The sequence below is a fragment of the Sphingomonas sp. PEI4 genome (genome assembly GCF_056679955.1).
In genome coordinates this window covers 3256039-3276653 of sequence record NZ_CM155258.1, presented here as the reverse complement: position 1 = coordinate 3276653, position 20615 = coordinate 3256039, and the positions used below count along the sequence as shown (strand labels likewise).

General features: G+C 64.6%; 22 protein-coding genes. 19 read left to right on the top strand and 3 right to left on the bottom strand.

Annotated elements, in window-relative coordinates:
• Position 1: 1 nt before the first annotated feature.
• Genes AC1MLZ_RS15145 through AC1MLZ_RS15130 form a run of 4 tightly spaced genes read left to right on the top strand, consistent with a single transcriptional unit; the run spans position 2 to position 1973 of the window.
• Positions 2-418 carry a VOC family protein gene (locus tag AC1MLZ_RS15145; RefSeq protein WP_480959195.1) on the top strand — a complete coding sequence of 139 codons (417 nt, stop codon included), beginning with the start codon at positions 2-4 and terminating at the stop codon, positions 416-418.
• 7 nt (positions 419-425) lie between these two features.
• Positions 426-1151: a hydroxyacylglutathione hydrolase gene (gene gloB / locus AC1MLZ_RS15140; protein WP_480959194.1), complete on the top strand. Its 726-nt coding sequence runs from the start codon at positions 426-428 to the stop codon at positions 1149-1151.
• 40 nt (positions 1152-1191) lie between these two features.
• Positions 1192-1608: a hypothetical protein gene (locus AC1MLZ_RS15135; protein ID WP_480959193.1), complete on the top strand. Its 417-nt coding sequence runs from the start codon at positions 1192-1194 to the stop codon at positions 1606-1608.
• Complete coding sequence (locus AC1MLZ_RS15130) at positions 1608-1973, top strand: hypothetical protein (RefSeq protein WP_480959192.1); 366 nt, start codon at positions 1608-1610, stop codon at positions 1971-1973. Before AC1MLZ_RS15135 ends, AC1MLZ_RS15130 begins: the two co-directional genes overlap by 1 nt.
• A 333-nt stretch (positions 1974-2306) precedes the next feature.
• On the opposite strand, the gene AC1MLZ_RS15125 is transcribed toward AC1MLZ_RS15130, so the two are convergent.
• Positions 2307-3089 carry a crotonase/enoyl-CoA hydratase family protein gene (locus AC1MLZ_RS15125; RefSeq protein WP_480959191.1) on the bottom strand — a complete coding sequence of 261 codons (783 nt, stop codon included), beginning with the start codon at positions 3087-3089 and terminating at the stop codon, positions 2307-2309.
• Between the two features lie 93 nt (positions 3090-3182).
• Between AC1MLZ_RS15125 and AC1MLZ_RS15120 the strand changes: the two genes are divergently transcribed.
• Positions 3183-3638: a PaaI family thioesterase gene (locus tag AC1MLZ_RS15120; protein ID WP_480959190.1), complete on the top strand. Its 456-nt coding sequence runs from the start codon at positions 3183-3185 to the stop codon at positions 3636-3638.
• On the top strand, positions 3635-4024 hold the full coding sequence (locus AC1MLZ_RS15115) for a PaaI family thioesterase (protein WP_480959189.1): 390 nt from the start codon (positions 3635-3637) through the stop codon (positions 4022-4024). The genes AC1MLZ_RS15120 and AC1MLZ_RS15115 overlap by 4 nt, the downstream gene beginning before the upstream one ends.
• A 165-nt stretch (positions 4025-4189) precedes the next feature.
• Here the strand turns inward: AC1MLZ_RS15115 and AC1MLZ_RS15110 are convergent, their stop codons facing one another.
• Positions 4190-5329, bottom strand: a complete 1140-nt coding sequence (locus AC1MLZ_RS15110; protein ID WP_480959188.1) for a PQQ-dependent sugar dehydrogenase — start codon at positions 5327-5329, stop codon at positions 4190-4192.
• A gap of 178 nt (positions 5330-5507) precedes the next feature.
• Between AC1MLZ_RS15110 and rimP the strand changes: the two genes are divergently transcribed.
• The 3 genes from rimP to AC1MLZ_RS15095 are packed head-to-tail and all read left to right on the top strand — an operon-like array spanning position 5508 to position 8154.
• Entirely contained in the window at positions 5508-6104 is a 597-nt protein-coding gene (gene rimP / locus AC1MLZ_RS15105) for a ribosome maturation protein RimP (protein WP_480959187.1), read from the top strand.
• A complete protein-coding gene (gene nusA / locus AC1MLZ_RS15100; RefSeq protein ID WP_480959186.1) occupies positions 6104-7918 on the top strand; it encodes a transcription termination factor NusA in 1815 nt (604 codons plus the stop codon). Before rimP ends, nusA begins: the two co-directional genes overlap by 1 nt.
• Positions 7918-8154, top strand: coding sequence for a tautomerase family protein (locus AC1MLZ_RS15095; RefSeq protein ID WP_480959185.1), 237 nt, complete (start codon positions 7918-7920; stop codon positions 8152-8154). The genes nusA and AC1MLZ_RS15095 overlap by 1 nt, the downstream gene beginning before the upstream one ends.
• A 301-nt stretch (positions 8155-8455) precedes the next feature.
• Here the strand turns inward: AC1MLZ_RS15095 and AC1MLZ_RS15090 are convergent, their stop codons facing one another.
• Positions 8456-8764 (bottom strand): GIY-YIG nuclease family protein, encoded by a 309-nt coding sequence (locus AC1MLZ_RS15090; RefSeq protein WP_480959184.1) that lies wholly within the window; start codon positions 8762-8764, stop codon positions 8456-8458.
• Between the two features lie 113 nt (positions 8765-8877).
• Here AC1MLZ_RS15090 and AC1MLZ_RS15085 point away from each other — a divergent pair, with 113 nt between their 5' ends.
• The 10 genes from AC1MLZ_RS15085 (at position 8878) to AC1MLZ_RS15040 (ending at position 20516) form a co-directional block, all read left to right on the top strand.
• The gene (locus tag AC1MLZ_RS15085; protein WP_480959183.1) at positions 8878-9606 is read left to right on the top strand and encodes a DUF448 domain-containing protein; all 729 of its coding nucleotides are present in this window, start codon (positions 8878-8880) and stop codon (positions 9604-9606) included.
• Positions 9603-12458 (top strand): translation initiation factor IF-2, encoded by a 2856-nt coding sequence (gene infB / locus AC1MLZ_RS15080; RefSeq protein WP_480959182.1) that lies wholly within the window; start codon positions 9603-9605, stop codon positions 12456-12458. The genes AC1MLZ_RS15085 and infB overlap by 4 nt, the downstream gene beginning before the upstream one ends.
• Positions 12459-12576: 118 nt before the next feature.
• Positions 12577-12966, top strand: coding sequence for a 30S ribosome-binding factor RbfA (gene rbfA, locus AC1MLZ_RS15075; RefSeq protein ID WP_302675837.1), 390 nt, complete (start codon positions 12577-12579; stop codon positions 12964-12966).
• A 293-nt stretch (positions 12967-13259) separates the two neighbouring features.
• Complete coding sequence (locus AC1MLZ_RS15070; RefSeq protein WP_480959181.1) at positions 13260-13835, top strand: thymidine kinase; 576 nt, start codon at positions 13260-13262, stop codon at positions 13833-13835.
• Between the two features lie 193 nt (positions 13836-14028).
• A complete protein-coding gene (gene truB, locus AC1MLZ_RS15065) occupies positions 14029-15018 on the top strand; it encodes a tRNA pseudouridine(55) synthase TruB (protein ID WP_480959180.1) in 990 nt (329 codons plus the stop codon).
• An 18-nt stretch (positions 15019-15036) separates the two neighbouring features.
• Complete coding sequence (gene rpsO / locus AC1MLZ_RS15060; protein ID WP_307089093.1) at positions 15037-15306, top strand: 30S ribosomal protein S15; 270 nt, start codon at positions 15037-15039, stop codon at positions 15304-15306.
• 191 nt (positions 15307-15497) lie between these two features.
• Positions 15498-17918, top strand: coding sequence for a polyribonucleotide nucleotidyltransferase (gene pnp / locus AC1MLZ_RS15055; RefSeq protein ID WP_480959179.1), 2421 nt, complete (start codon positions 15498-15500; stop codon positions 17916-17918).
• Between the two features lie 119 nt (positions 17919-18037).
• Positions 18038-18427 carry a response regulator gene (locus tag AC1MLZ_RS15050; RefSeq protein WP_480959178.1) on the top strand — a complete coding sequence of 130 codons (390 nt, stop codon included), beginning with the start codon at positions 18038-18040 and terminating at the stop codon, positions 18425-18427.
• Positions 18428-18540: 113 nt separating this feature from the next.
• A complete protein-coding gene (locus tag AC1MLZ_RS15045) occupies positions 18541-19341 on the top strand; it encodes a GDSL-type esterase/lipase family protein (protein ID WP_480959177.1) in 801 nt (266 codons plus the stop codon).
• A complete protein-coding gene (locus tag AC1MLZ_RS15040) occupies positions 19332-20516 on the top strand; it encodes an acyltransferase family protein (RefSeq protein WP_480959176.1) in 1185 nt (394 codons plus the stop codon). Before AC1MLZ_RS15045 ends, AC1MLZ_RS15040 begins: the two co-directional genes overlap by 10 nt.
• Positions 20517-20615 lie beyond the last annotated feature (99 nt).

The window sequence follows — 20615 nt, the reverse complement described above, 5'->3', positions numbered from 1 at the left end:
CATGAAATACCTTCACACGATGATCCGCGTGACCGACCCGGCGAAGACGATCGCGTTCTTCGAACTGCTGGGGCTGAAGGAGGTCCGCCGGATGAAGAACGAGAAGGGGCGGTTCACGCTGATCTTCCTGTCGGCTCCCGGCGACGAGGGGGCCGAGGTCGAGCTGACGCACAATTGGGATCCCGAGGAATATGACGAGGGCCGCAACTTTGGCCACCTCGCCTACCGCGTCGACAATATCTACGACACGTGCCAGCGGCTGATGGACTCCGGCGTGACGATCAACCGGCCGCCGCGCGATGGCCACATGGCGTTCGTGCGGACGCCCGACAACATCTCGATCGAGCTGTTGCAGGCGGACGGTGCGCTCGATCCGGCCGAGCCGTGGGCGTCGATGCCGAACACCGGCAAGTGGTGAGACGCTGATGCTCGATATCGTCCGCGTGCCGGTGCTGTCCGACAATTACGCTTGGCTGATCCACGACACCGTCTCGGGCGAGACGGTGGTGGTCGATCCGGGCGAGGCGGGGCCGGTGATTGCCGCCGCCAAGATGCGCGACTGGCGGATCGACCGGGTGTGGACGACGCATTGGCATCCCGATCATACCGGCGGGAATGCGGAGATGAAGGCGTACGGCGCGACGATCGTCGGCCCGGCGGCGGAGGCGGACAAGATTCCGACGCTCGACGAGCAGGTCGGCGAAGGCGACGTCGTGCGGATCGGCGATCATGCGGCGACCGTGATGACGGTGCCGGGGCACACGCAGGGGCATATCGCGTTTCATTTTGCCGATGACGCCGCGATCTTCACCGGGGACACGCTGTTCGCGATGGGGTGTGGGCGGCTGTTCGAGGGGACGCCGGCCGACATGTTCGCGAACATGCAGCGTTATGCGGTGCTGCCGGACGAGACCGAGGTGTTCTGCGGACATGAATATACGCAGAGCAACGGGCGCTATGCGCTGGTTGCCGAGCCGGACAATGCGGCGATTGTCGCGCGGATGGTTGAGGTCGACGCGGCGCGCGCGAAGGCTGAACCTACCGTGCCGACGACGATCGGACTGGAGCGTGCGACCAATCCGTTCCTGCGGGCGACTTCGGTCGAGCAGTTGGCGGGCTACCGCGCGGCTAAGGATGCCTTTCGCGGGTAAAAGGCGTATGAAAGCGGCGGGGATTTTGAGGAGCGTTGCGATGCGGATGCGGACCCTGCCACTTTTGATGTTGCCGACGCTCTTGATGGGTGCGTGTACGCAGACCCAGGCGGAGGTCGAGCGTGCGCAGGTACGCGAGGCGGGCGTGCAGGAGAAGCTGGCGAAGGAGCTTGCCGGGCTCGTGCCGGGCAAGCCCGAGACGTGTATCAGCCAGTTCCCGCAGAAGCCGAGCTCGGGCTACGGCGCGACGATCCTGTACCGGGTGAATAGCGGGCTGGTGTATCGCAGCGACACGGCCGGTGGGTGCGAGGGGATCGGGCGAGGTGATATCCTCGTGACGCGGACGCCGAGCGGGCAGCTTTGCCGCGGCGACATCGCTCAGACCATCGACCAGACTTCGCGCTTTCCCACCGGGAGCTGCAGCTTCGGCGACTTCGTTCCGTATCGGAAACCATGATGCGTGTTCCGGTTCTTGCGGCGGTGGCGTTGCTGACGGTGGGGATGCTCGGGGCTGGGAAGTCGGACCCGCTGGCGGGGCGGATTGCGGGCGCGCCGGTACGATGCATCAATCTTCAGCAACTGAACGGGCCGGAGATCGTCGATTCGCAGACCATCCTGTATCGGCAGTCGGGGAAGCGGATCTGGAAGACGGGCCCGGTCGGTGAGTGTCCGTCGCTGCGGCCGTTCGATACGTTGATCGTTGACGTTTATGGCGGGCAGTTGTGTCGGAACGATCGGTTTCGGACCGTGTCGACGGGCATGTCGATCCCGTCGGCGTATTGCCGGTTTCGGGATTTCACGCCGTTTGACAAGGTGAAGTAGGGGGCTTCTCGCGCGCCCTGCCGCGCCCCGCCCTTGCCTCGCGTCACTCGGTCATCCGTGTCGTACCACCCCGGCGGAGGCCGGGGCCCAATTGGGGGACGGTACTGACCGAGGATGGCGCTCCGTTACTCCGACCTTTCCAATTGGGCCCCGGCCTTCGCCGGGGTGGTTGTAGGTGGGAGCGGCGTCTCTCGATCATCGCCCCTTCCCCGTCATCCTGACCCCCCGCCGTCATCCTGACGAAAGTCAGGATCCAGGGTTACTGAGGGCCGCGGGTGGTACTCTGGATCCTGACTTTCGTCAGGATGACGGATACGTGCGGACGGCGGGGGATCAGTCCTCGAACACTGCGGCCCGCTTTTCCATGTTGGCGCGGACCTGTTCGACCTGGTTGGGGGTGCGGATGACCTTGAGCTGTTCTTCGGTTTCCGCGTGCAGCACCGTCGCCGCGTCCGCATCCGCCGCGAGGTTGTAGAGGCGCTTCGATCCGCGAATCGCGTGGGGGTTTCTCGCCGCGATCTCGCGCGCGAGCATCATCGCCTCGCCGAGCGGGTCTTCGGAGAGCCGCGTTACGAAGCCGTGCCGCAACGCCTCCGCACCGTCGAACTCGCGGGCGGTGTAGGTCAGTTCGCGCAGTACGTCGTCGCGGGCCAGCGTTCGCCACAGCGCGATGCCGGCCATGTCAGGCACGAGGCCCCAATAGCTTTCGCGGATCGCAAACCTCGCCTGTGGATGCGCGATGCGGATGTCGGCGCCCGACATGATCTGGAAGCCGCCGCCGAATGCGACGCCGTGGACCGCGGCGATCACCGGCATCGGCAAGGTGCGCCAGCCCCAGGCTACCTGCTGGACGAGGTTCGCGCCCTCCTCGGTTCGGTCGCCGAGCGCCAGCCCCGAGCCGCCGTTTGCCATCGACGCCATGTCGAGACCGGCGCAGAATGCCTTGCCTTCGCCGGACAGGACGACGCAGCGGACGCCTGTCATTCCCTTGAGGCGGTCGATCGCGGCGGCGATGCCCTCGAACATCGCCGGGTCGATCGCGTTCATCTTGTCGGCGCGCGCGAGGCGGACGTCGGCGATGCCGTCCGCGACGGTGATGGTGACCCGGTCGTTCATTGTGGCGATCCTCTCGATCTTTGCGCGAACGCTAACCGCGCCTGCTCTCGCCCGCAATGTTGCGCGCGGCCACCCGGCGTGTAGAGGCGGGCGATGGCTGGTTTTGATCCACAATGGTTTGCGTCGCGCGGGTTCGGCGGGCACGGCGCCGCGCTGGGGATGCGCTATCACGCGCATGGCGACGACTGGGCGGAGCTTGCGCTGCCCTATGACGAGAAGCTGATCGGCGACCGTGCGAGCGGCGTGATCGCGTCGGGGCCGATCATCACGATGATGGACATGGCGACGAGTCTGGCGATCTGGATCAAGCGCCAGGCGTTCGTGCCGCATGCGACGCTCGATCTGCGGGTCGATTACCTGCGGCCGGCGACACCGGGGAAGACGGTGATCGGGCGCGGGGAGTGCTACCGGATCACGCGCTCGATCGCGTTCGTGCGCGGGCAGGCGCATGATGGTGACCCGAGCGATCCGCTGGCGCATGTCGCGGGGACGTTCATGGTTGTCGGCGATGTCGCCGGCATGGGTCTCAACAGAAGGATCGAGGCATGACGATCGGCCTGCCGCCTTATGCGGAGATCCTTCGCGTTTCGGTCGAGGTCGAGGACGGCGCGCCGCCGGTGCTGGTTATGCCGTTTGCGGATGACGTGCTGGGGCGGCCTGGGTTTTTGCACGGGGGTGCGATCTCGGGGTTGCTGGAGATGGCGGCGATCGCGGCTTTGCACCATGCGTTGGCGGCTGAGGGTGGTGGCGCGATCAAGCCGGTGAATGTTACGGTCGATTTCATGCGGGGTGGCAGGGACAAGCCTACGCGGGCGGCTGGGGTGGTGACTCGGCTGGGGACGCGGGTGGCTAATGTCGAGGCGACGGCCTGGCAGGACGAGCGGGAGAAGCCGATTGCCGCCGCGCGGATGAATTATCTTATCGTGCGCGACTGATCTTCCTCCCCTCCCGCAAGCGGGAGGGGACCGAGGGGTGGGCGCGCGGTATCGGCATTTGCTGCCGATGCGATGAAGATTCGCAGACTGAAACGATGACGTTGGAGGTGAGCGCGTGCCCACCCCTAGCCCCTCCCGCTTGCGGGAGGGGGATGGCGTTGTGGGCTACTTCGCGGTCAGTTTTATCAGGCGGCCTTGGGATTCGCCGCCGTCTTCCAGCACCCAGATCGCGCCGTCGGGGCCTTGTTCGACTTCGCGGATGCGCGCGCCCATGTCCCATTGGTCGCCCTTCGCGGCGTTGGTGCCGTTCAGGTGGACGCGGACCAGTGCCTTCGACGACAGGCCGCCGATGAAGGCGTCGCCCTTCCACTGCGGGAACATGCTGCCGGAATAGATCATCAGCCCGCCGGGGGAGATGACCGGGTTCCAGAACACCTTGGGCGGCTCATAGCCATCGCCGGGCTTGTGATCGGGGATGTCGCGGCCGTCATAGTGGCTGCCGTTCGAGGCGTTGGGCCAGCCGTAATTGAGGCCGGACTTAATGAGATTGACCTCGTCGCCGCCCTTCGGCCCCATCTCCTGCTCCCACAGATTGCCCTGCGCGTCGAACGCGAGCCCAAGCAGGTTGCGGTGGCCGTAGCTCCAGACTTCGGGCGCGAAGCCCTTCGAAACCAGCGGGTTGCCGGGGGCGGGCTTGCCGTCGAGGGTGAGGCGCAACACCTTGCCGAGCGTCATCTTCGGGTCCTGCGCGGGGGTGAACTTCTGGCGATCACCATTGGTGAAGAACAGATATCTGCCGTCGGGCGAGAAGGCGATGCGGCCGGAGTAATGGCCGCTGCCCTCGACGAACGACCGCGCGCGGTACAGTTCGGTGATGCCTTCCAACTGGGCGAAATCGCAGGGGGCCATCACGCAAGCCGGGATCGACAGCGTTCCCCGCGCTAGCACGACGCCCTTGCCGCCCTCTCCAGCGGTCGAATAGCTGAAATACACGCGGCTGCTGGTCGCAAAGTCGGGGGCGAGGACGACGTCCATCAGCCCGCCCTGCCCTGCTGAATCGACGGTGATCGTCGCGACCGTCTGGCGCGACTTGCCGTCGGCGGAGACGAGCAACATCTGGCCCTTCTTCTCGGTCACCAGCATGCGCTTGTCGGGCAGGACCGTCATCGCCCAGGGCGATTCGAAATCGGCGACCACCGTCTCCTTGAACGGCTTGCCGCCCGGTGCCGGTTGCGCGGAACAGGCGGTGGAGGCGAGCTGCGTGGCGGTCAGCAGGCTGGTGGCGAACAGCGTCTTGCGAATCATGATTGTCTCCCGGAAATCTCTCCGCCAACGCGGCGTTACCGATGAAGGTTGCGCCCGCTTGCGGAGCAGCGCCACCCCGCGTATAGAGGCACCACTTCTCTACATCGCCAGATGAAGAGGCTGCGGGGCTTGCTCCGCGGCGGTAATCACCTGTGCTTTGGCCCTGTTTGGAATTTCGATGGCGAATATCGCCCTGCTGACCGACCTGATCGAACCCGAGGCGAAGGCGCTCGGCTTGAGCCTCGTGCGTGTCCGCATGCAGGGCGGCAAGTCCGATCCGACGCTGCAGGTGATGGCCGAGCGCCCCGACACCCGCCAGTTGCTGATCGACGATTGCGCCGAACTGTCGCGCCGTATCTCGGACAAGTTCGATGCGCTCGAAGCCGAAGGCAAGGACCCGGTCGGCGAAGACGCGTATCGTCTCGAAGTGTCGAGCCCCGGTATCGATCGTCCGCTGACCCGGCTCCAGGACTTTGCCGACTGGGAAGGCCAGGAGGCGCGTATCCGTCTCGTCGAGCCGTTCGAGGACCGCAAGCAGATCTCGGGCAATCTGATGGGCGTCGAGGGGACGAAGATCACCGTCGACGTCAACAAGCACAAGATCATGACGATCGACTTCAGCCAGGTCGCCGACGCCAAGCTCGTCATGACCGACCGACTCATCGCCGCGACCGCACCGCTTTCGATCGAAGGCGCGGACGAGGTTTTCTATCAAGACACGCCCGTCGATGAGCAAAACGCTCAGGACGCCGACACCGAAGAAGGACAGCATTGATGGCCACGGCAGTCACCGCCAACCGCGCGGAACTGATCGCGATCGCGAATTCGGTCGCGTCGGAGAAGATGATCGACAAGGCGATCGTGATCGAGGCGATGGAGGACGCGATCCAGCGCGCCGCCCGCTCGCGCTACGGCGCCGAGAACGACATTCGCGCGAAGCTCGATCCGAACACCGGCGATCTGCGCTTGTGGCGCGTCGTCGAAGTGGTCGAGGCGGTCGACGATTATTTCAAGCAGGTCGACGTCAAGGGCGCGCAGAAGCTCCAGAAGGACGCGGCGCTGGGCGACTTCATCGTCGATCCCCTGCCTCCGATCGAGTTCGGCCGCATCGCCGCGCAGGCCGCCAAGCAGGTCATCTTCCAGAAGGTCCGCGACGCCGAGCGCGAGCGCCAGTTCGAAGAATATAAGGACCGCGCGGGCGAGATCATCACCGGCGTCGTCAAGCGCGTCGAGTTCGGCCATGTCGTCGTCGACCTGGGCCGCGCCGAGGGCGTCATCCGCCGCGACGCGCAAATCCCGCGCGAAGTGGTGCGCGTCAACGACCGCATCCGTTCGCTGATCCTGAACGTCCGCCGTGAGAACCGTGGGCCGCAGATCTTCCTGTCCCGCGCGCACCCCGACTTCATGAAGAAGCTGTTCGCGCAGGAAGTGCCAGAGATTTACGACGGCATCATCGAGATCAAGGCTGCGGCTCGCGATCCGGGTTCGCGCGCGAAGATCGGTGTGATCTCGCATGACTCGTCGATCGATCCGGTCGGCGCGTGCGTCGGCATGAAGGGTAGCCGCGTTCAGGCCGTCGTGCAGGAGATGCAGGGCGAGAAGATCGACATCATCCCCTGGTCGCCCGACATCGCGACCTTCGTCGTCAACGCGTTGCAGCCGGCTTCGGTGTCGCGCGTCGTGATCGACGAGGAAGAAGAGCGCATCGAGGTGGTCGTTCCCGACGATCAGCTTTCGCTGGCGATCGGCCGTCGTGGCCAGAACGTGCGGCTTGCGTCGCAGCTGACCGGCAAGGCGATCGACATCCTCACCGAGGCCGATGCGTCGGAGAAGCGCCAGAAGGACTTCGTCGAGCGTTCGGCGATGTTCGAGAAGGAATTGGACGTCGACGAGACGCTCGCGCAGCTGCTGGTCGCCGAAGGGTTCACGAACCTCGAGGAGGTCGCCTATGTCGAGGTCGGGGAGATCGCCGGTATCGAAGGCTTCGACGAGGATTTGGCGGGCGAGTTGCAGAACCGCGCGACCGAGGCTTTGGAACGTCGCGACGCAGCGAGCCGCGAGGAGCGTACCGCGCTCGGCGTCGAGGACGCGCTGGCCGGTATGCCGTATCTCAACGAGGCGATGCTGGTCACGCTCGGCAAGGCGGGCATCAAGACGCTCGACGACCTCGCCGATCTGGCGACCGACGAACTGGTCGAGAAGAAGCGTGTAGAACCGCGTCGTCGGAATGAGGACGCACCGAAGCGGCCTGAGCCCAAGGGCGGGATTCTCGCGGAATATGGCCTGAGCGACGAGCAGGGTAACGAGATCATCATGGCCGCGCGCGCGCATTGGTTCGAGGACGAGGCTCCTGAGGTTTCGGCTGACGACGTTGAGGCTGACGACGTTGAGGCTGACGTCGCCGTGGTCGCGGACGAGGCTCCGGTGGAAGAGGCGGCCGTAGAGGACGTCGCGACCGAAGAGGCTGCTGCTGAAGCCGAAGACGCTCCGGTGGAAGACGCTCCGGTGGAAGAAGGCGCGGCGGAAGACGTTCTGGTGGAAGACGGCGCGGACGCGACCGACTCGACCGACGAGGACAAGAAAGCCTGATGCCCTTCGTCAGCATCCGCATTTCGGGGTCCGCCACCAAGGACCAGAAGGCCGGCATCGTCGCCGACGTCACCCAGTCGCTCGTGCAGCGGCTGGGGAAGAACCCGGCTGCGGTGCAGATCGTGATCGAAGAGGTCTCGACTGAGAATTACGGCGCGGGGGGTCAGTTGCTGGTCGACCGCGACGCTCCCAAACCTCCGGCGCAGGAGGACGCACATGCGGAACCCTCCCGATGAGACGCTAGGGCGTACCCTCTCTTCTCCGTCACCCCGGACTTGTTCCGGGGTCCACCGGTCGGCATTCTCTACGGCTGGTTGGCTTGCGGAGCCGTGGATGCCGGAACGAGCCCGGCATGACGGGGTGGTGTTTGGCATGCGACCAGAGCCTCGGAACGGTGGTGCGTATGGGACGCAAACCCGTCCCACCCCTCTTCCGTCACCCCGGACTTGTTCCGGGGTCCACCGGTCCGCATTCTCTACGGCCGGTTGGTTTGCGGAGCCGTGGATGCCGGAACGAGCCCGGCATGACGGGGGGGGCTTAGGGCAGCGGCTCGAGGCCCAACGCCACGGCGAGATCGTCCCAGTGCGGGTTGTCTCGCTCGATCAGGTTCATTTTCCAGTCGCGGTGCCACTTCTTGATTCGCTTTTCGCTGGCGATTGCGGACTCCATCGTGTCGGCCATTGCGTACCAGACCAGGCGGATTATGCCGTGGCGTTTGGTGAAGCCTTCGAAAGTGCCTTCGCGGTGCTGGAGGATTCGGCCGATCAGGTTGGACGTTACGCCGACGTACAGCGTGCCGTTATAGGCGTTGCAGAGGATGTAGACGCAGGGTTGTCTGTTCCTCATGCCTTGGAGAGTGCGGCACCGTGGACCCCGGAACAAGTCCGGGGTGACGAAGTATTCTGTCATGCTGGGCTTGTTCCGGCATCCACCCGTCCGCGTACCGAAGGGATCGCCGCATGACCGACGAACCCATTCGCAAGTGCATCCTTTCCGGCGAGCGCGATGTGCGGCCGCACTTGGTGCGACTCGCGTTGTCGCCCGATGGGCAGATCCTTCCCGACGTTCGCGCCAAGGCTCCGGGCCGCGGCGCCTGGATCGGTGTCACGCGAATCGAGCTTGAGGCCGCGATCAAGAAGGGCAAGCTCAAGGGCGCGCTTTCCCGCGCGTTCAAGACCGGCGAGTTTACCATCGCGCCCGAGCTTCCAGCCAAGATCGAGGCCGCGCTGGAGCGTAACGCGCTCGATCGGCTGGGGCTTGAATCGCGTTCCGGCACGGTGCTGATCGGGTCCGACCGGATCGAGCAGAACGCACGTCAGGGCAAGCTGAAGACGCTGTATCACGCGTCGGATGCGGCCGAGGATGGCAACCGCAAGCTCGATCAGGCGTGGCGCATCGGCAACGATGTCGAAGGCTCGGGTTTGCGGGGGTTGGCACTCCCGGTGTCGCGCACCATATTGGCGTTGGCGCTGGGACGGGAAAATGTGGTACACATCGGCCTGACAGACCGCGCTGCAGCAAAGCGGGTGAGCGAAGCGCTCGACCGCTGGCTGCATTTTATCGGCTCCGAACCTTCTTCCGTGTCTTGCGAAACGGCCTCGCAGGGCGCATCGGCGTCACAAAATATAGGGGCGTCCGGATCGACCGGACAACGCCCGGCCGTGGACATGACTGAGGAATTTGAGTGAGCGACACGGACAACGAGAAGCCGAAACTTGGCATGCGCGCACCTTTGGGTGTGAAGCGCACGGTCGAGACCGGCCAGGTGAAGCAGAGCTTCAGCCACGGCCGATCGAATACGGTGATCGTGGAAACCAAGCGTGCGCGCGTCCTGCGCCGTCCGGGCGAGCCCGACGTGCAGGTTGCGGACGCCCCGGTTGCCGCGCCCGCCCCGGCGGCGGCCCCCGCAGCCCCTGCCCCGCAGGCGCGCGCACCGCAGCCTGCGCCCGCCCCCGTGCGTCAGCAGCAGAGCAATCTGTCGCCGCAGGAGCGCCAGGCCAAGCTGCTCCGCGAGGCCGAAGAGCAGCGCATGAACACGCTGGAGGAAGGGCGTCGTCGCCAGGAGGCCGAGCGTGCCAAGGCGATCGAAGACGAGCGTAACCGCGTTGCTGAGCGTGCGCGTGCCGAGGCGGAAGCCAAGGCGCCGAAGCCGGTCGAGGTTGCGCCCGCACCTGCTCCGGTGGTCGAAGCGGCTCCCGCTGCGGTCGCGGCACCCAAGGTTGCTGCACCGACGCCAGCGCCTGCGCCGACTCCGGTCGAAGCGCCCGTTGCTGCGGCGCCTGCCCCCGCTCCGGTCGCTGCACCAAAGCCTGCGCCTGCTCCGGTCGCCGCGGCTCCTGCACCGGCTCCCAAGCCTGCGCCGGCCCCTGTCGCACCGCCGGCACCGCCGCCCATTCTGGAGCTGACCCGCGATCCGGCGTTCCCGGCACCACGCCGGTTCTCGCCGGTCGCCCGGCCCGAGCGTCCTCCGCCGCCGCCAAAGCCTGTCGCAGCACCCGCTGCCGCAGCGCCGGCAACGACGGGCAACGCCGGCACGACCGCCGCGCGTCCTGGCGCGACTGGTGCGAACGCTCCGGCCGGTGGCGTGCGTCGCGATGCGGTGCCTGCCCGTCCGCAGCAGCGTGACCGCAAGGGCGACGATCGTCGCACCTCGGGCAAGCTCACCGTCAACCGCGCGCTCGGCGATGGTGATGGTGCGCGCGCGCGCTCGCTTGCTGCACTGAAGCGTGCGCGCGAGAAGGAGCGTCGTGGCACCGGTGGTCCGCGCGAGGCGCAGGCCAAGCAGATCCGCGACGTCGTCGTCCCAGAGGCGATCACCGTCCAGGAGCTCGCCAACCGCATGGCCGAGAAGGGTGCCGACCTCGTCAAGGCGCTGTTCAAGATGGGCATGCCCGTCACGATGACGCAGACGATCGACCAGGATACCGCCGAGTTGCTCGTCACCGAGTTCGGCCACAACCTGACGCGCGTCAGCGATGTCGACCAGGATCTGGCCAACGACACGATCGACGATGCCGAGGAGACGCTGAAGCCGCGTGCCCCCGTCGTCACGATCATGGGTCACGTCGATCACGGCAAGACGTCGCTGCTCGATGCCCTGCGCGGCACCGACGTGGTGCGCGGCGAAGCGGGTGGCATCACCCAGCATATCGGCGCGTATCAGGTTACGCTGAAGGACAAGTCGAAGATCACCTTCCTCGACACCCCGGGCCATGAGGCGTTCACGCAGATGCGTGCGCGTGGCGCGGACGTCACCGACATCGTCATCCTGGTGGTGGCGGCGGACGACGGCCTGATGCCGCAGACGGTGGAGGCGATCGCCCACACCAAGGCGGCTGGCGTGCCGATGATCGTCGCGATCAACAAGATCGACAAGGAAGGCGCCAATGCCCAGAAGGTGCGCGAGCGCCTGCTGAGCGAGGAGATCGTGGTCGAGGACATGGGCGGCGACGTCCAGGACGTCGAAGTCTCCGCGACCAAGAAGATCGGTCTCGATGCGTTGATCGAGAAGATCCAGCTCCAGGCCGAACTGCTCGAACTGCGCGCCAATCCGGATCGCGCGGCCGAGGGTACGGTGATCGAGGCCAAGCTCGACAAGGGTCGTGGCCCGGTTGCGACGATCCTCGTTAACCGCGGTACGCTGCGGGTCGGCGACATCTTCGTGGTCGGTGGCGAGAGCGGCAAGGTCCGTGCGCTGGTCGACGACAAGGGCAAGCAGATCAAGGAAGCAGGGCCAGCGATGCCGGTCGAGGTCCTCGGTCTGTCGGGTGTTCCGCAGGCGGGCGATCCGTTCCAGGTGGTCGAGAACGAGGCACGGGCCCGCGAAGTCGCGGAATATCGTCGCAGCGTGAAGACCGACAAGCGGACGGCTTCGGTTCCTGCCAGCCTCGAAAGCATGTTCTCGGCGCTGAAGGAAAAGCAGGCGATCGAATATCCGCTGGTCGTGAAGGCGGATACGCAGGGTACGGTCGAGGCGATCGTCGGGGCGATCAACAAGATCTCCACCGATCTGATTAAGGCGCGCGTGCTGAGCTCGGGCGTTGGCGGCATCACCGAGTCGGACGTCACGTTGGCGGCGGCTTCGGGTGCACCGATCATCGGCTTCAACGTCCGTCCGAATGCCAAGGCACGCGAGATCGCCGAGCGCCAGAAGGTCGCGTTCAAGTATTACGACGTGATCTACGACCTGATCGACGAGATCCGGGCGGGGATGGCAGGCGAGCTTGGGCCGGAAGCGTTCGAGACGGTCGTCGGTCGTGCCGATATCCGCGAGGTCTTCTCGGCGGGCAAGCACGGCAAGGCGGCGGGTCTGCTCGTCACCGAGGGCAATATCCGCAAGGCGCTCAAGGCACGCATCACGCGTAACGACGTCATCATCTACCAGGGCGAAATCGCATCGCTGCGTCGCTTCAAGGATGATGTCGCCGAGGTCCGTGCGGGGCTGGAGTGCGGCGTGACGTTCACGTCGAACTTCGTCGACATCAAGGCCGGCGACGTCCTCGAGACGTTCGAAGTCGAGATGCGCGAACGCACGCTTTGAGGCCGAGACCCCTCTCCCCTGCGGGGAGAGGGTTGGGTGAGGGGCAGTACCGCGCGATAGCGTTCGTGGCCGCCCCTCACCCCCACCCTCTCCCCGGAGGGGCGAGGGAGTTAGAAGAATGAAAACAGATACCCCAGAAGCAAAAGCCGTCCGCAGCTTGCGAGTCGGCGAACAGGCGCGTCATGCGCTGTCCGACATCCTCGCGCGCGGCGACGTGCATGATCCGGTGCTCGAAAAACACCTCGTGACGATCACCGAGGTTCGCATGTCGCCGGATCTCCGCCACGCCACCGTCTTCGTGAAGCCGTTGCTCGGCAAGGACGAGGAAAAGGTGCTGAAGGCGCTGCGCACCAACACCGCCTATCTCCAGCGCGAAGTCGCGAACCGGGTGCAGATGCGGTATGCTGCCAAGCTCAAGTTCCTCGCGGACGAGAGCTTCGACGAGGGCACGCACATTGATACGCTGCTGCGCGATCCGCATGTCGCGCGGGATCTTACCGAGGATTGATTCTCCTGGACTGCGAGCGCTCCGCTTGCAGTTCGGACTTTACGGTCGATCGAGCGAGGCCACCCCCGCCTCCCCTCTCCCCGTTCGTGCTGAGTAGAGACCGAGTAGCTTCGAAGAAGCGTATCGAGGGCTCGTATCGAAGCACAGGTTCCGCATTCCAACCTGTCCTTCGATACGCCGCTTCGACAAGCTCAGCAGCTACTCAGGACGAACGGGTGGTGACGAACGGGTGATGGGGTAGCGCGTGACAAACGGCGCTGGACATCGCTCCACGTTCCAGCTCTTTGCCTCCCATGGCCAAGCTGTATTTCTACTACGCGTCGATGAACGCGGGGAAGTCGACGAACCTGTTGCAGGCGGACTTCAATTACCGTGAGCGGGGGATGCGGACGATGCTGTTTACAGCCGCAATCGACGATCGGTTCGCGGCGGGGACGATCACGTCGCGGATCGGGTTGGAGGCGCCGGCGATCGCGTTCGACTCTGCCACAGACATTGGGGCTTGCGTGGTTCAGCAGCACGGCGAGGATCCGATTTCTTGCGTGCTGGTGGATGAGGCGCAATTCTTGACGTCCGCGCAGGTCGATCAGCTCGCGCATATCTGTGACGTGGTCGGGATACCGGTGCTGGCGTACGGGTTGCGGACCGATTTCCAGGGGGCGCTGTTTCCGGGGTCGGCGCGGTTGCTGGCGCTGGCGGACTCGCTGGTCGAGATCAAGTCGGTGTGCGGGTGTGGGCGTAAGGCTACGATGAACCTGCGAGTCGACGATAGCGGGCGGGCGATTGCCGAGGGGCGGCAGACGGAGATTGGCGGGAACGACCGGTATGTCGCGCTTTGCCGGCGGCATTTTTGTGAGGCTTTGGGGTAGCGTTTCGCGTCGGAAGTGCCCCCGCTTCGCCACCCCCCACCGTCATCCCAGCGAAAGCTGGGATCTCGGTATTTGGCAGGCATCATCTGCCCCGTGAGATACCCCAGCTTTCGCTGGGGTGACGGAGGTAGGGCCGTCACGCGGCTGGTTGGACCAAGCCAGCCACTCACTTGTTAATCTAGGACTTACGCGCATGCATGGCTGGATCATTCTCGACAAGCCGCTGGGGCTGGGGTCGACGCAGGGCGTTTCGGCGGTGAAGCGTGCGTTGCGGAGCGGCGGGTATGGGAAGTTCAAGGTGGGGCATGGGGGGACTCTCGATCCTCTGGCAACTGGCGTGCTGCCGATCGCTGTTGGGGAGGCGACCAAGCTGGCCGGGCGGATGCTCGATAGCGACAAGATCTATGATTTTACGGTGCTGTTCGGGGTGCAGACGGATACGCTGGACGCTGAGGGGGTTAGCATCGCGACGTCCGATGTGCGGCCGACTTTGGCGGCGGCGGAGGCGGTTCTGGCGCAGTTTACCGGGCCGATTTCTCAGGTGCCGCCCGCCTATTCGGCGCTGAAGGTGGATGGGGAGCGGGCTTATGATCTGGCTCGGGCGGGGGTTGAGGTGGTGCTGGCTAGTCGGGATGTGACGATTTATTCGCTTCTCCGTCACCCCGGACTTGTTCCGGGGTCCACCGTTCCACGAACTCTGGAGCATGCGGAAGAGTGGACCCCGGAACAAGTCCGGGGTGACGGAGTGGGGGGGGATAGCTCCCTGCCCCACTCGCCCCTCGATGAGGTCACGCTTACCGCGCATGTGTCGAAGGGCACCTATATCCGCTCCCTCGCGCGGGACATCGCGATCGCCCTCGGCACTGTCGGCCACGTCACCATGTTGCGCCGTACCAAGGCTGGCCCGTTCGACCTCAATTCCGCGATATCGCTGGACAAACTGGACGAACTCGCTAAGGCCTCCGCGCTTGAAGATGTACTTCTGCCCTTGAGGGTGGCGCTGGACGACATCCCGGCTCTCTCCCTCACCCCCGACCAGGCAGGGGCGCTCCGACAGGGGCGTATCTTGGCCGGGATCGCCGCAGACGATGGCCAATACTTTGCCGAGCTGGACGCTGTCCCGGTCGCGCTGGTCGAGGTCGAGGACGGAGACGTCCGGGTCGTTCGCGGTTTCAATATGTGATGTCGAGGACATGAATTCATGACGATTACCGCTGAACGCAAGACCGAACTCGTCAAGGAGCATTCGCGCGCCGAGGGCGATACCGGTTCGCCGGAAGTCCAGGTTTCGATCCTGACCGAGCGCATCAAGAACCTGACCGAGCATTTCAAGGCCCATAAGAAGGACAACCACTCGCGTCGTGGCCTTCTCATGATGGTCAACAAGCGCCGGACGCTGCTGGATTATCTCCGTCACAAGGACGGCCAGCGCTACCTGGATCTGATCGCGAAGCTCGGTCTCCGCAAGTAACGTGAACGGCTCCCTTCGGGGGGCCGTTTTGCTATATACGACTTTGATTCCGCGCACCCGCGCGGAGGCAAACGCCAGACCACAATCCGGTGGACTGGCAAGGAGCGACAACTCGCTCCACACCGCCGCGGGCCGGCTAAGCCCGCACATAGGCCCCGTTCGCATCTGGCGACCGGAGTGAAGGAAAAAGAATGTTCGATACCAAGACCGTAAGCGCCCAGTGGGGCGGCAAGACGCTGACGCTAGAAACCGGCCGCGTTGCGCGCCAGGCAAACGGCGCAGTCCTCGCCACCCTCGGCGAGACCGTCGTTCTGTGCGCCGTGACGGCTGCACGGACCGTCAAGGAAGGGCAGGATTTCTTCCCGCTCACCGTCCATTACCAGGAAAAGTTCTCCGCGAGCGGCCGGATCCCCGGTGGCTTCTTCAAGCGTGAGCGCGGCGCGACCGAGAAGGAGACGCTGACCAGCCGTCTCATCGATCGCCCGATCCGTCCCCTCTTCCCCGAGGGTTTCTACAACGAGATCAACGTGATCTGCCAGGTTCTGTCGTATGACGGCGAGAACGAGCCGGACGTCCTCGCGATGGTCGCGGCGTCGGCTGCGCTGACGATCTCGGGCGTGCCGTTCATGGGTCCGATCGGCGCAGCACGCGTCGGTTACGTCGATGGCGCGTACATCCTCAACCCGACGCTGGAAGAAGCCAAGGCTGGCGATCTCGACCTCGTCGTCGCCGCCACCGGCCAGGCCGTGATGATGGTCGAATCGGAAGCCAAGGAGCTTTCGGAAGAGATCATGCTCGGCGCCGTGCAGTTCGCCCACAAGGCCTGCCGCGAAGCCGCCAACCTGATCATCGATCTGGCCGAGATGGCTGCCAAGGATCCCTGGGAAATGGCCGAGCAGGCTGACCTGTCGACCGCCAAGGACAAGCTGAAGAAGCTGATCGGCAAGGACATCGCGGCTGCCTACAAGGTGACCGACAAGTCCAAGCGTTCGGACCTGCTGAACGCTGCGCGTGCGAAGGGCAAGGCGGCGTTTGCCGATGCATCCCCGCAGGATCAGATGGCAGCCGGCAAGCTGATGAAGAAGCTGGAGGCGGAGATCGTCCGCGGCGCCATCCTCAAGGACGGCACCCGCATCGACGGCCGCACCACCACGCAGATCCGTCCGATCGAGGCGATGGTCCACTTCCTGCCACGCACGCATGGCTCGGCCCTGTTCACGCGCGGCGAGACTCAGGCGATCTGCACCACCACGCTCGGCACGCGCGACGCGGAGCAGATGATCGATGGCCTGACCGGGCTCAGCTACGAAAACTTCATGCTGCACTATAACTTCCCTCCCTATTCGGTTGGTGAAGTCGGTCGCTTCGGTGCGCCGGGTCGTCGCGAAGTCGGCCACGGCAAGCTCGCATGGCGCGCGCTGCACCCGGTGCTGCCGACCAAGGAAGAGTTCCCGTACACGATCCGCGTTCTCAGCGACATCACGGAGAGCAACGGCTCGTCGTCGATGGCGACGGTCTGCGGTGGTTCGCTGAGCATGATGGATGCGGGCGTTCCGCTGAAGCGTCCGGTTTCGGGCATCGCAATGGGCCTGATCCTCGAGGGCAAGAACTTCGCGGTTCTGTCGGATATCCTCGGCGACGAGGATCACCTCGGCGACATGGACTTCAAGGTTGCGGGCACGTCCGAGGGCATCACCACGATGCAGATGGACATCAAGATCGCCGGCATCACCGAAGAGATCATGGGCAAGGCACTGGCGCAAGCCAAGGAAGGCCGCGCGCACATCCTGGGCGAAATGGCCAAGGCGCTCGACCACACGCGTGAGGAACTGTCGAGCCACGCACCGCGGATCGAGAGCTTCACGATCGACAAGTCGAAGATCCGTGAAGTCATCGGCACTGGCGGCAAGGTGATCCGCGAGATCGTCGCGCAGACCGGCGCCAAGGTCGACATCGACGACGAGGGCGTGATCAAGGTGTCGTCGTCCGACCCCGCGCAGATCGAAGCTGCGATCAAGTGGATCAAGGGCCTCGTCGAGGAAGCCGAAGTCGGCAAGGTCTATGACGGCAAGGTCGTCAACCTGGTCGATTTCGGGGCGTTCGTGAACTTCATGGGTGGCAAGGACGGTCTCGTCCACGTGTCCGAAATCAAGAACGAGCGCGTCGAGAAGGTCAGCGATGCGCTGAGCGAAGGCCAGGACGTCAAGGTCAAGGTCCTCGAGATCGATCCGCGCGGCAAGGTGCGCCTGTCCATGCGCGTCGTCGATCAGACGACCGGCGAAGAGCTGGAGGACACGCGTCCTGCTCGTGAGCCACGCGAGGGTGGTGACCGTGGTCCGCGTCCTCCGCGTCGTGATGGCGATGGTGGTCGTGATGGCGGCGGCAACGGCGGTGGCGGTCGTGGTCCGCGCGGCGAAGGCGGCGGCGGCGATCGTGGCTCGCGTGGTCCGCGTCGTGATGGCGACGGCGGCCGTGACGCAGGCGGCAACGGCGGTGGCCGTGGTCCGCGTCGTGACGGCGGCGGCAATGGCGGCGGCGAGCGTGCTGCACGCACCGACGGCGACAAGGCCCCCGAGTTCGCTCCGGCGTTCCTGACGGGCGATCGCGACTAAGCCTTTGCCACATAACGGCAAATGACGGAGGGGCTCGGGAAACCGGGCCCCTTTTTCATGTCAGGCTCGCTTTGCCGCGTTCTGGTCCGAGAAGACGGTTAACATCGGAACGGAGCGGCATGCTGGATGTTCGAACCGATATGAACGCCATTTCGAAGTCCGTGATTCTCGTCGTCAATGACAATGCCCTCGTCCGGGTCCATTCCCATCTCGCGCTGGAGGATGCCGGCTACGAAGTCGTTGAAGCCAGCAACGCCGCCGATGCCTTGGTGAAGCTCGGAGAGCGGCCCGATATCGCCGCGCTGTTCACCGATATCAAAATGCCTGGTGCCCTGGATGGCGTCGGCTTGGCCAAGGCGGTCCATGATCGTCGCCCGGATATCTCGATTGTTGTGACATCCGGCGCAGGCGAGATTTCAGCAACGACCTTGCCGGGCGCCGCTCGGTTCATCGCCAAGCCGTTCACGGGTGCGCAATTGAGCCGCATCCTGCACGAGCATATCGACTGATCTTGGAGCTATGCCGAATCGGTAAACGGCAGCCTTCACCAAGACGATCATCGCTTAACCTTTACCTCATTCTCACCCCCTAGACGTGGTCTCCTGACAACGGGTGAGGCGCAGTGGCGCGAGGCGACGACGAAATCGACTACCAGCGGATAAATGGCATTCCCGCCGCCGACCGGGTCGGGACCTGGCGGGCGTCGTTAGGCAAGTTCGTTTTCGCCGTGACGGTGTTCGCGGTCATCTTCGGTGGCGCAATCCTATTCATGCAGTCCCGTGCCGCGATGCGCGCAGGATCCGCGACATTGCCCGGCCGCGGCCTCGTCGATCGCTGCAGCATCTGGTTCATCGGCAGTTCGACGATCCATAAATGGGCAACATTGTCGGACGACATGGCACCGCTGGCCGTACGTAATCGTGGCGTCAACGGGGCGATGATGCCCGAGTTGATCCAGATGGCTCGCAACGAGCCACGTGAAGTCCGTCCCCGCGCGATCGTATTCTACGCGGGAGAAAACGATATCGCCAACGGCGCCCGCGCGGCGGACGACATTGCAAACCTGCGCGCGTTCCTGGCCCTGAAAACGCGCCGCTGGGGCGATATCCCGGTGATCGTCGTCGCCTTGAAACCAACGCCGGCACGGTGGGGCAATCTTCCCGAGCAGACCACCGTCAACGCCGCGATGCGTACCCTTGCGGCGCAGACGCCGGGGATGACCTTCGTCGACATCGTCCCGCTATTCCTGGCGAACCACCGGCCTGGGGACTTCTACGTCGATGATGGCATTCACCTGAACGCGGCTGGTTACGCACGGATGACCGCTGCGATTCGGCCATCACTGGATGCCGTCCTTCGGCGCACACCGATCCCGGGCTGCGACCGAGCGATGGTCGCTGCCCGATCCGGCACGTGGCGATAACAGCGAGCGCGGCCGTAAAAGTAAGCACGATCACGCCTTCCACGGACGGCAGGATCGAAGGTCTGGCGTTCTGGCGAGCCGTTTTGATGCTTGCTGGCGTCGTACTGCACGCCGTGATGGGCCTAGAGGATATTCCCATCCTCGGGGCGATACCCCTGATATCGCATGCCTTCCGGATGGGCAGTTTCATGCTGATATCCGGGCTTCTCTGTGGCCATGCACTGGCACGCAGGCCTTCCCCCCTCACGTGGCTTGGTCGGAGGAGCGTGCAGATCGGCGTACCCTTATTGGTCGGCTTGCTGGTGATCTGTCCGCTGATCGGCATGATGTTCGGTGATCCACCGGATCGACTGGGCTGGCCATTTCCCGTGGCACATAGCTGGTACCATTTGTGGTTTCTCGCTGCCCTGCTGGCCTATGCGCCCCTGAGCTATGCGCTCCATCAGCTCGACCGCCGGCAGGGTCTGATCAGCGCGATCGACAAATTCCTCATCGAGGACGGGTCCGGTGGCAGGCGCTGGGCACAGACGGTCATTTTATTCGGCACGGCGATCGCCTGTTATACGCTGATGACGCTCACACGCACGATGCTCGCGGGATATGGTGGCTCGCCATACGCATCGGCGCTGGCGCAGGTCCCATTTATGACGGGCTACGCGCCGTTCTATCTGCTGGGGTTTCTGCTGGCGCGTTCACCGAATTTGTATCGGACGTTGACTGTCTCGTTCCATATGCCGGCGATCATCCTTCTCGCCACGTGCGGCCTTTACGCGGTCTGGTTCGGAGGGCTCAGCGCGATGGTAGATCCGGGGCGACGGATGATGATCGGTGATATGGTGGAGATAATCGGGATGTCCGCATGCCCGCCCGCGGCGTCGGTTCTCATCTTGCGGTCCGCCGTTGCAATACGCGCCGTACCGCCACTCGTAAGCCGCCTCGCCGAGGCGTCTTTCACGATTTACATCCTGCACTTTCCAATCATCGTGGCGACCAAGATCGTTCTCATGGGCGTAGCCTGGAACCCCTATGCGGAGTTCGTCATCGCGATCGCGGCGGGATCCGCCGTCGCGTACGCCGCGCATGTCCTGCTGGTCGAACGATCTGCCGTCATCGCGTTTCTGGTCAACGGACGACTTCCCCGTACCGTCGAACCCGTGGTGCCGGTCTTGGCCTGAAAGCGGCCTGGCCGGCGAAGATCATGACGGCAGAGGATCGATCCCTCCTCTGCGCGCGACAGTGCAGATGCCATCACGGTATGCGCACACCGTGTTGAT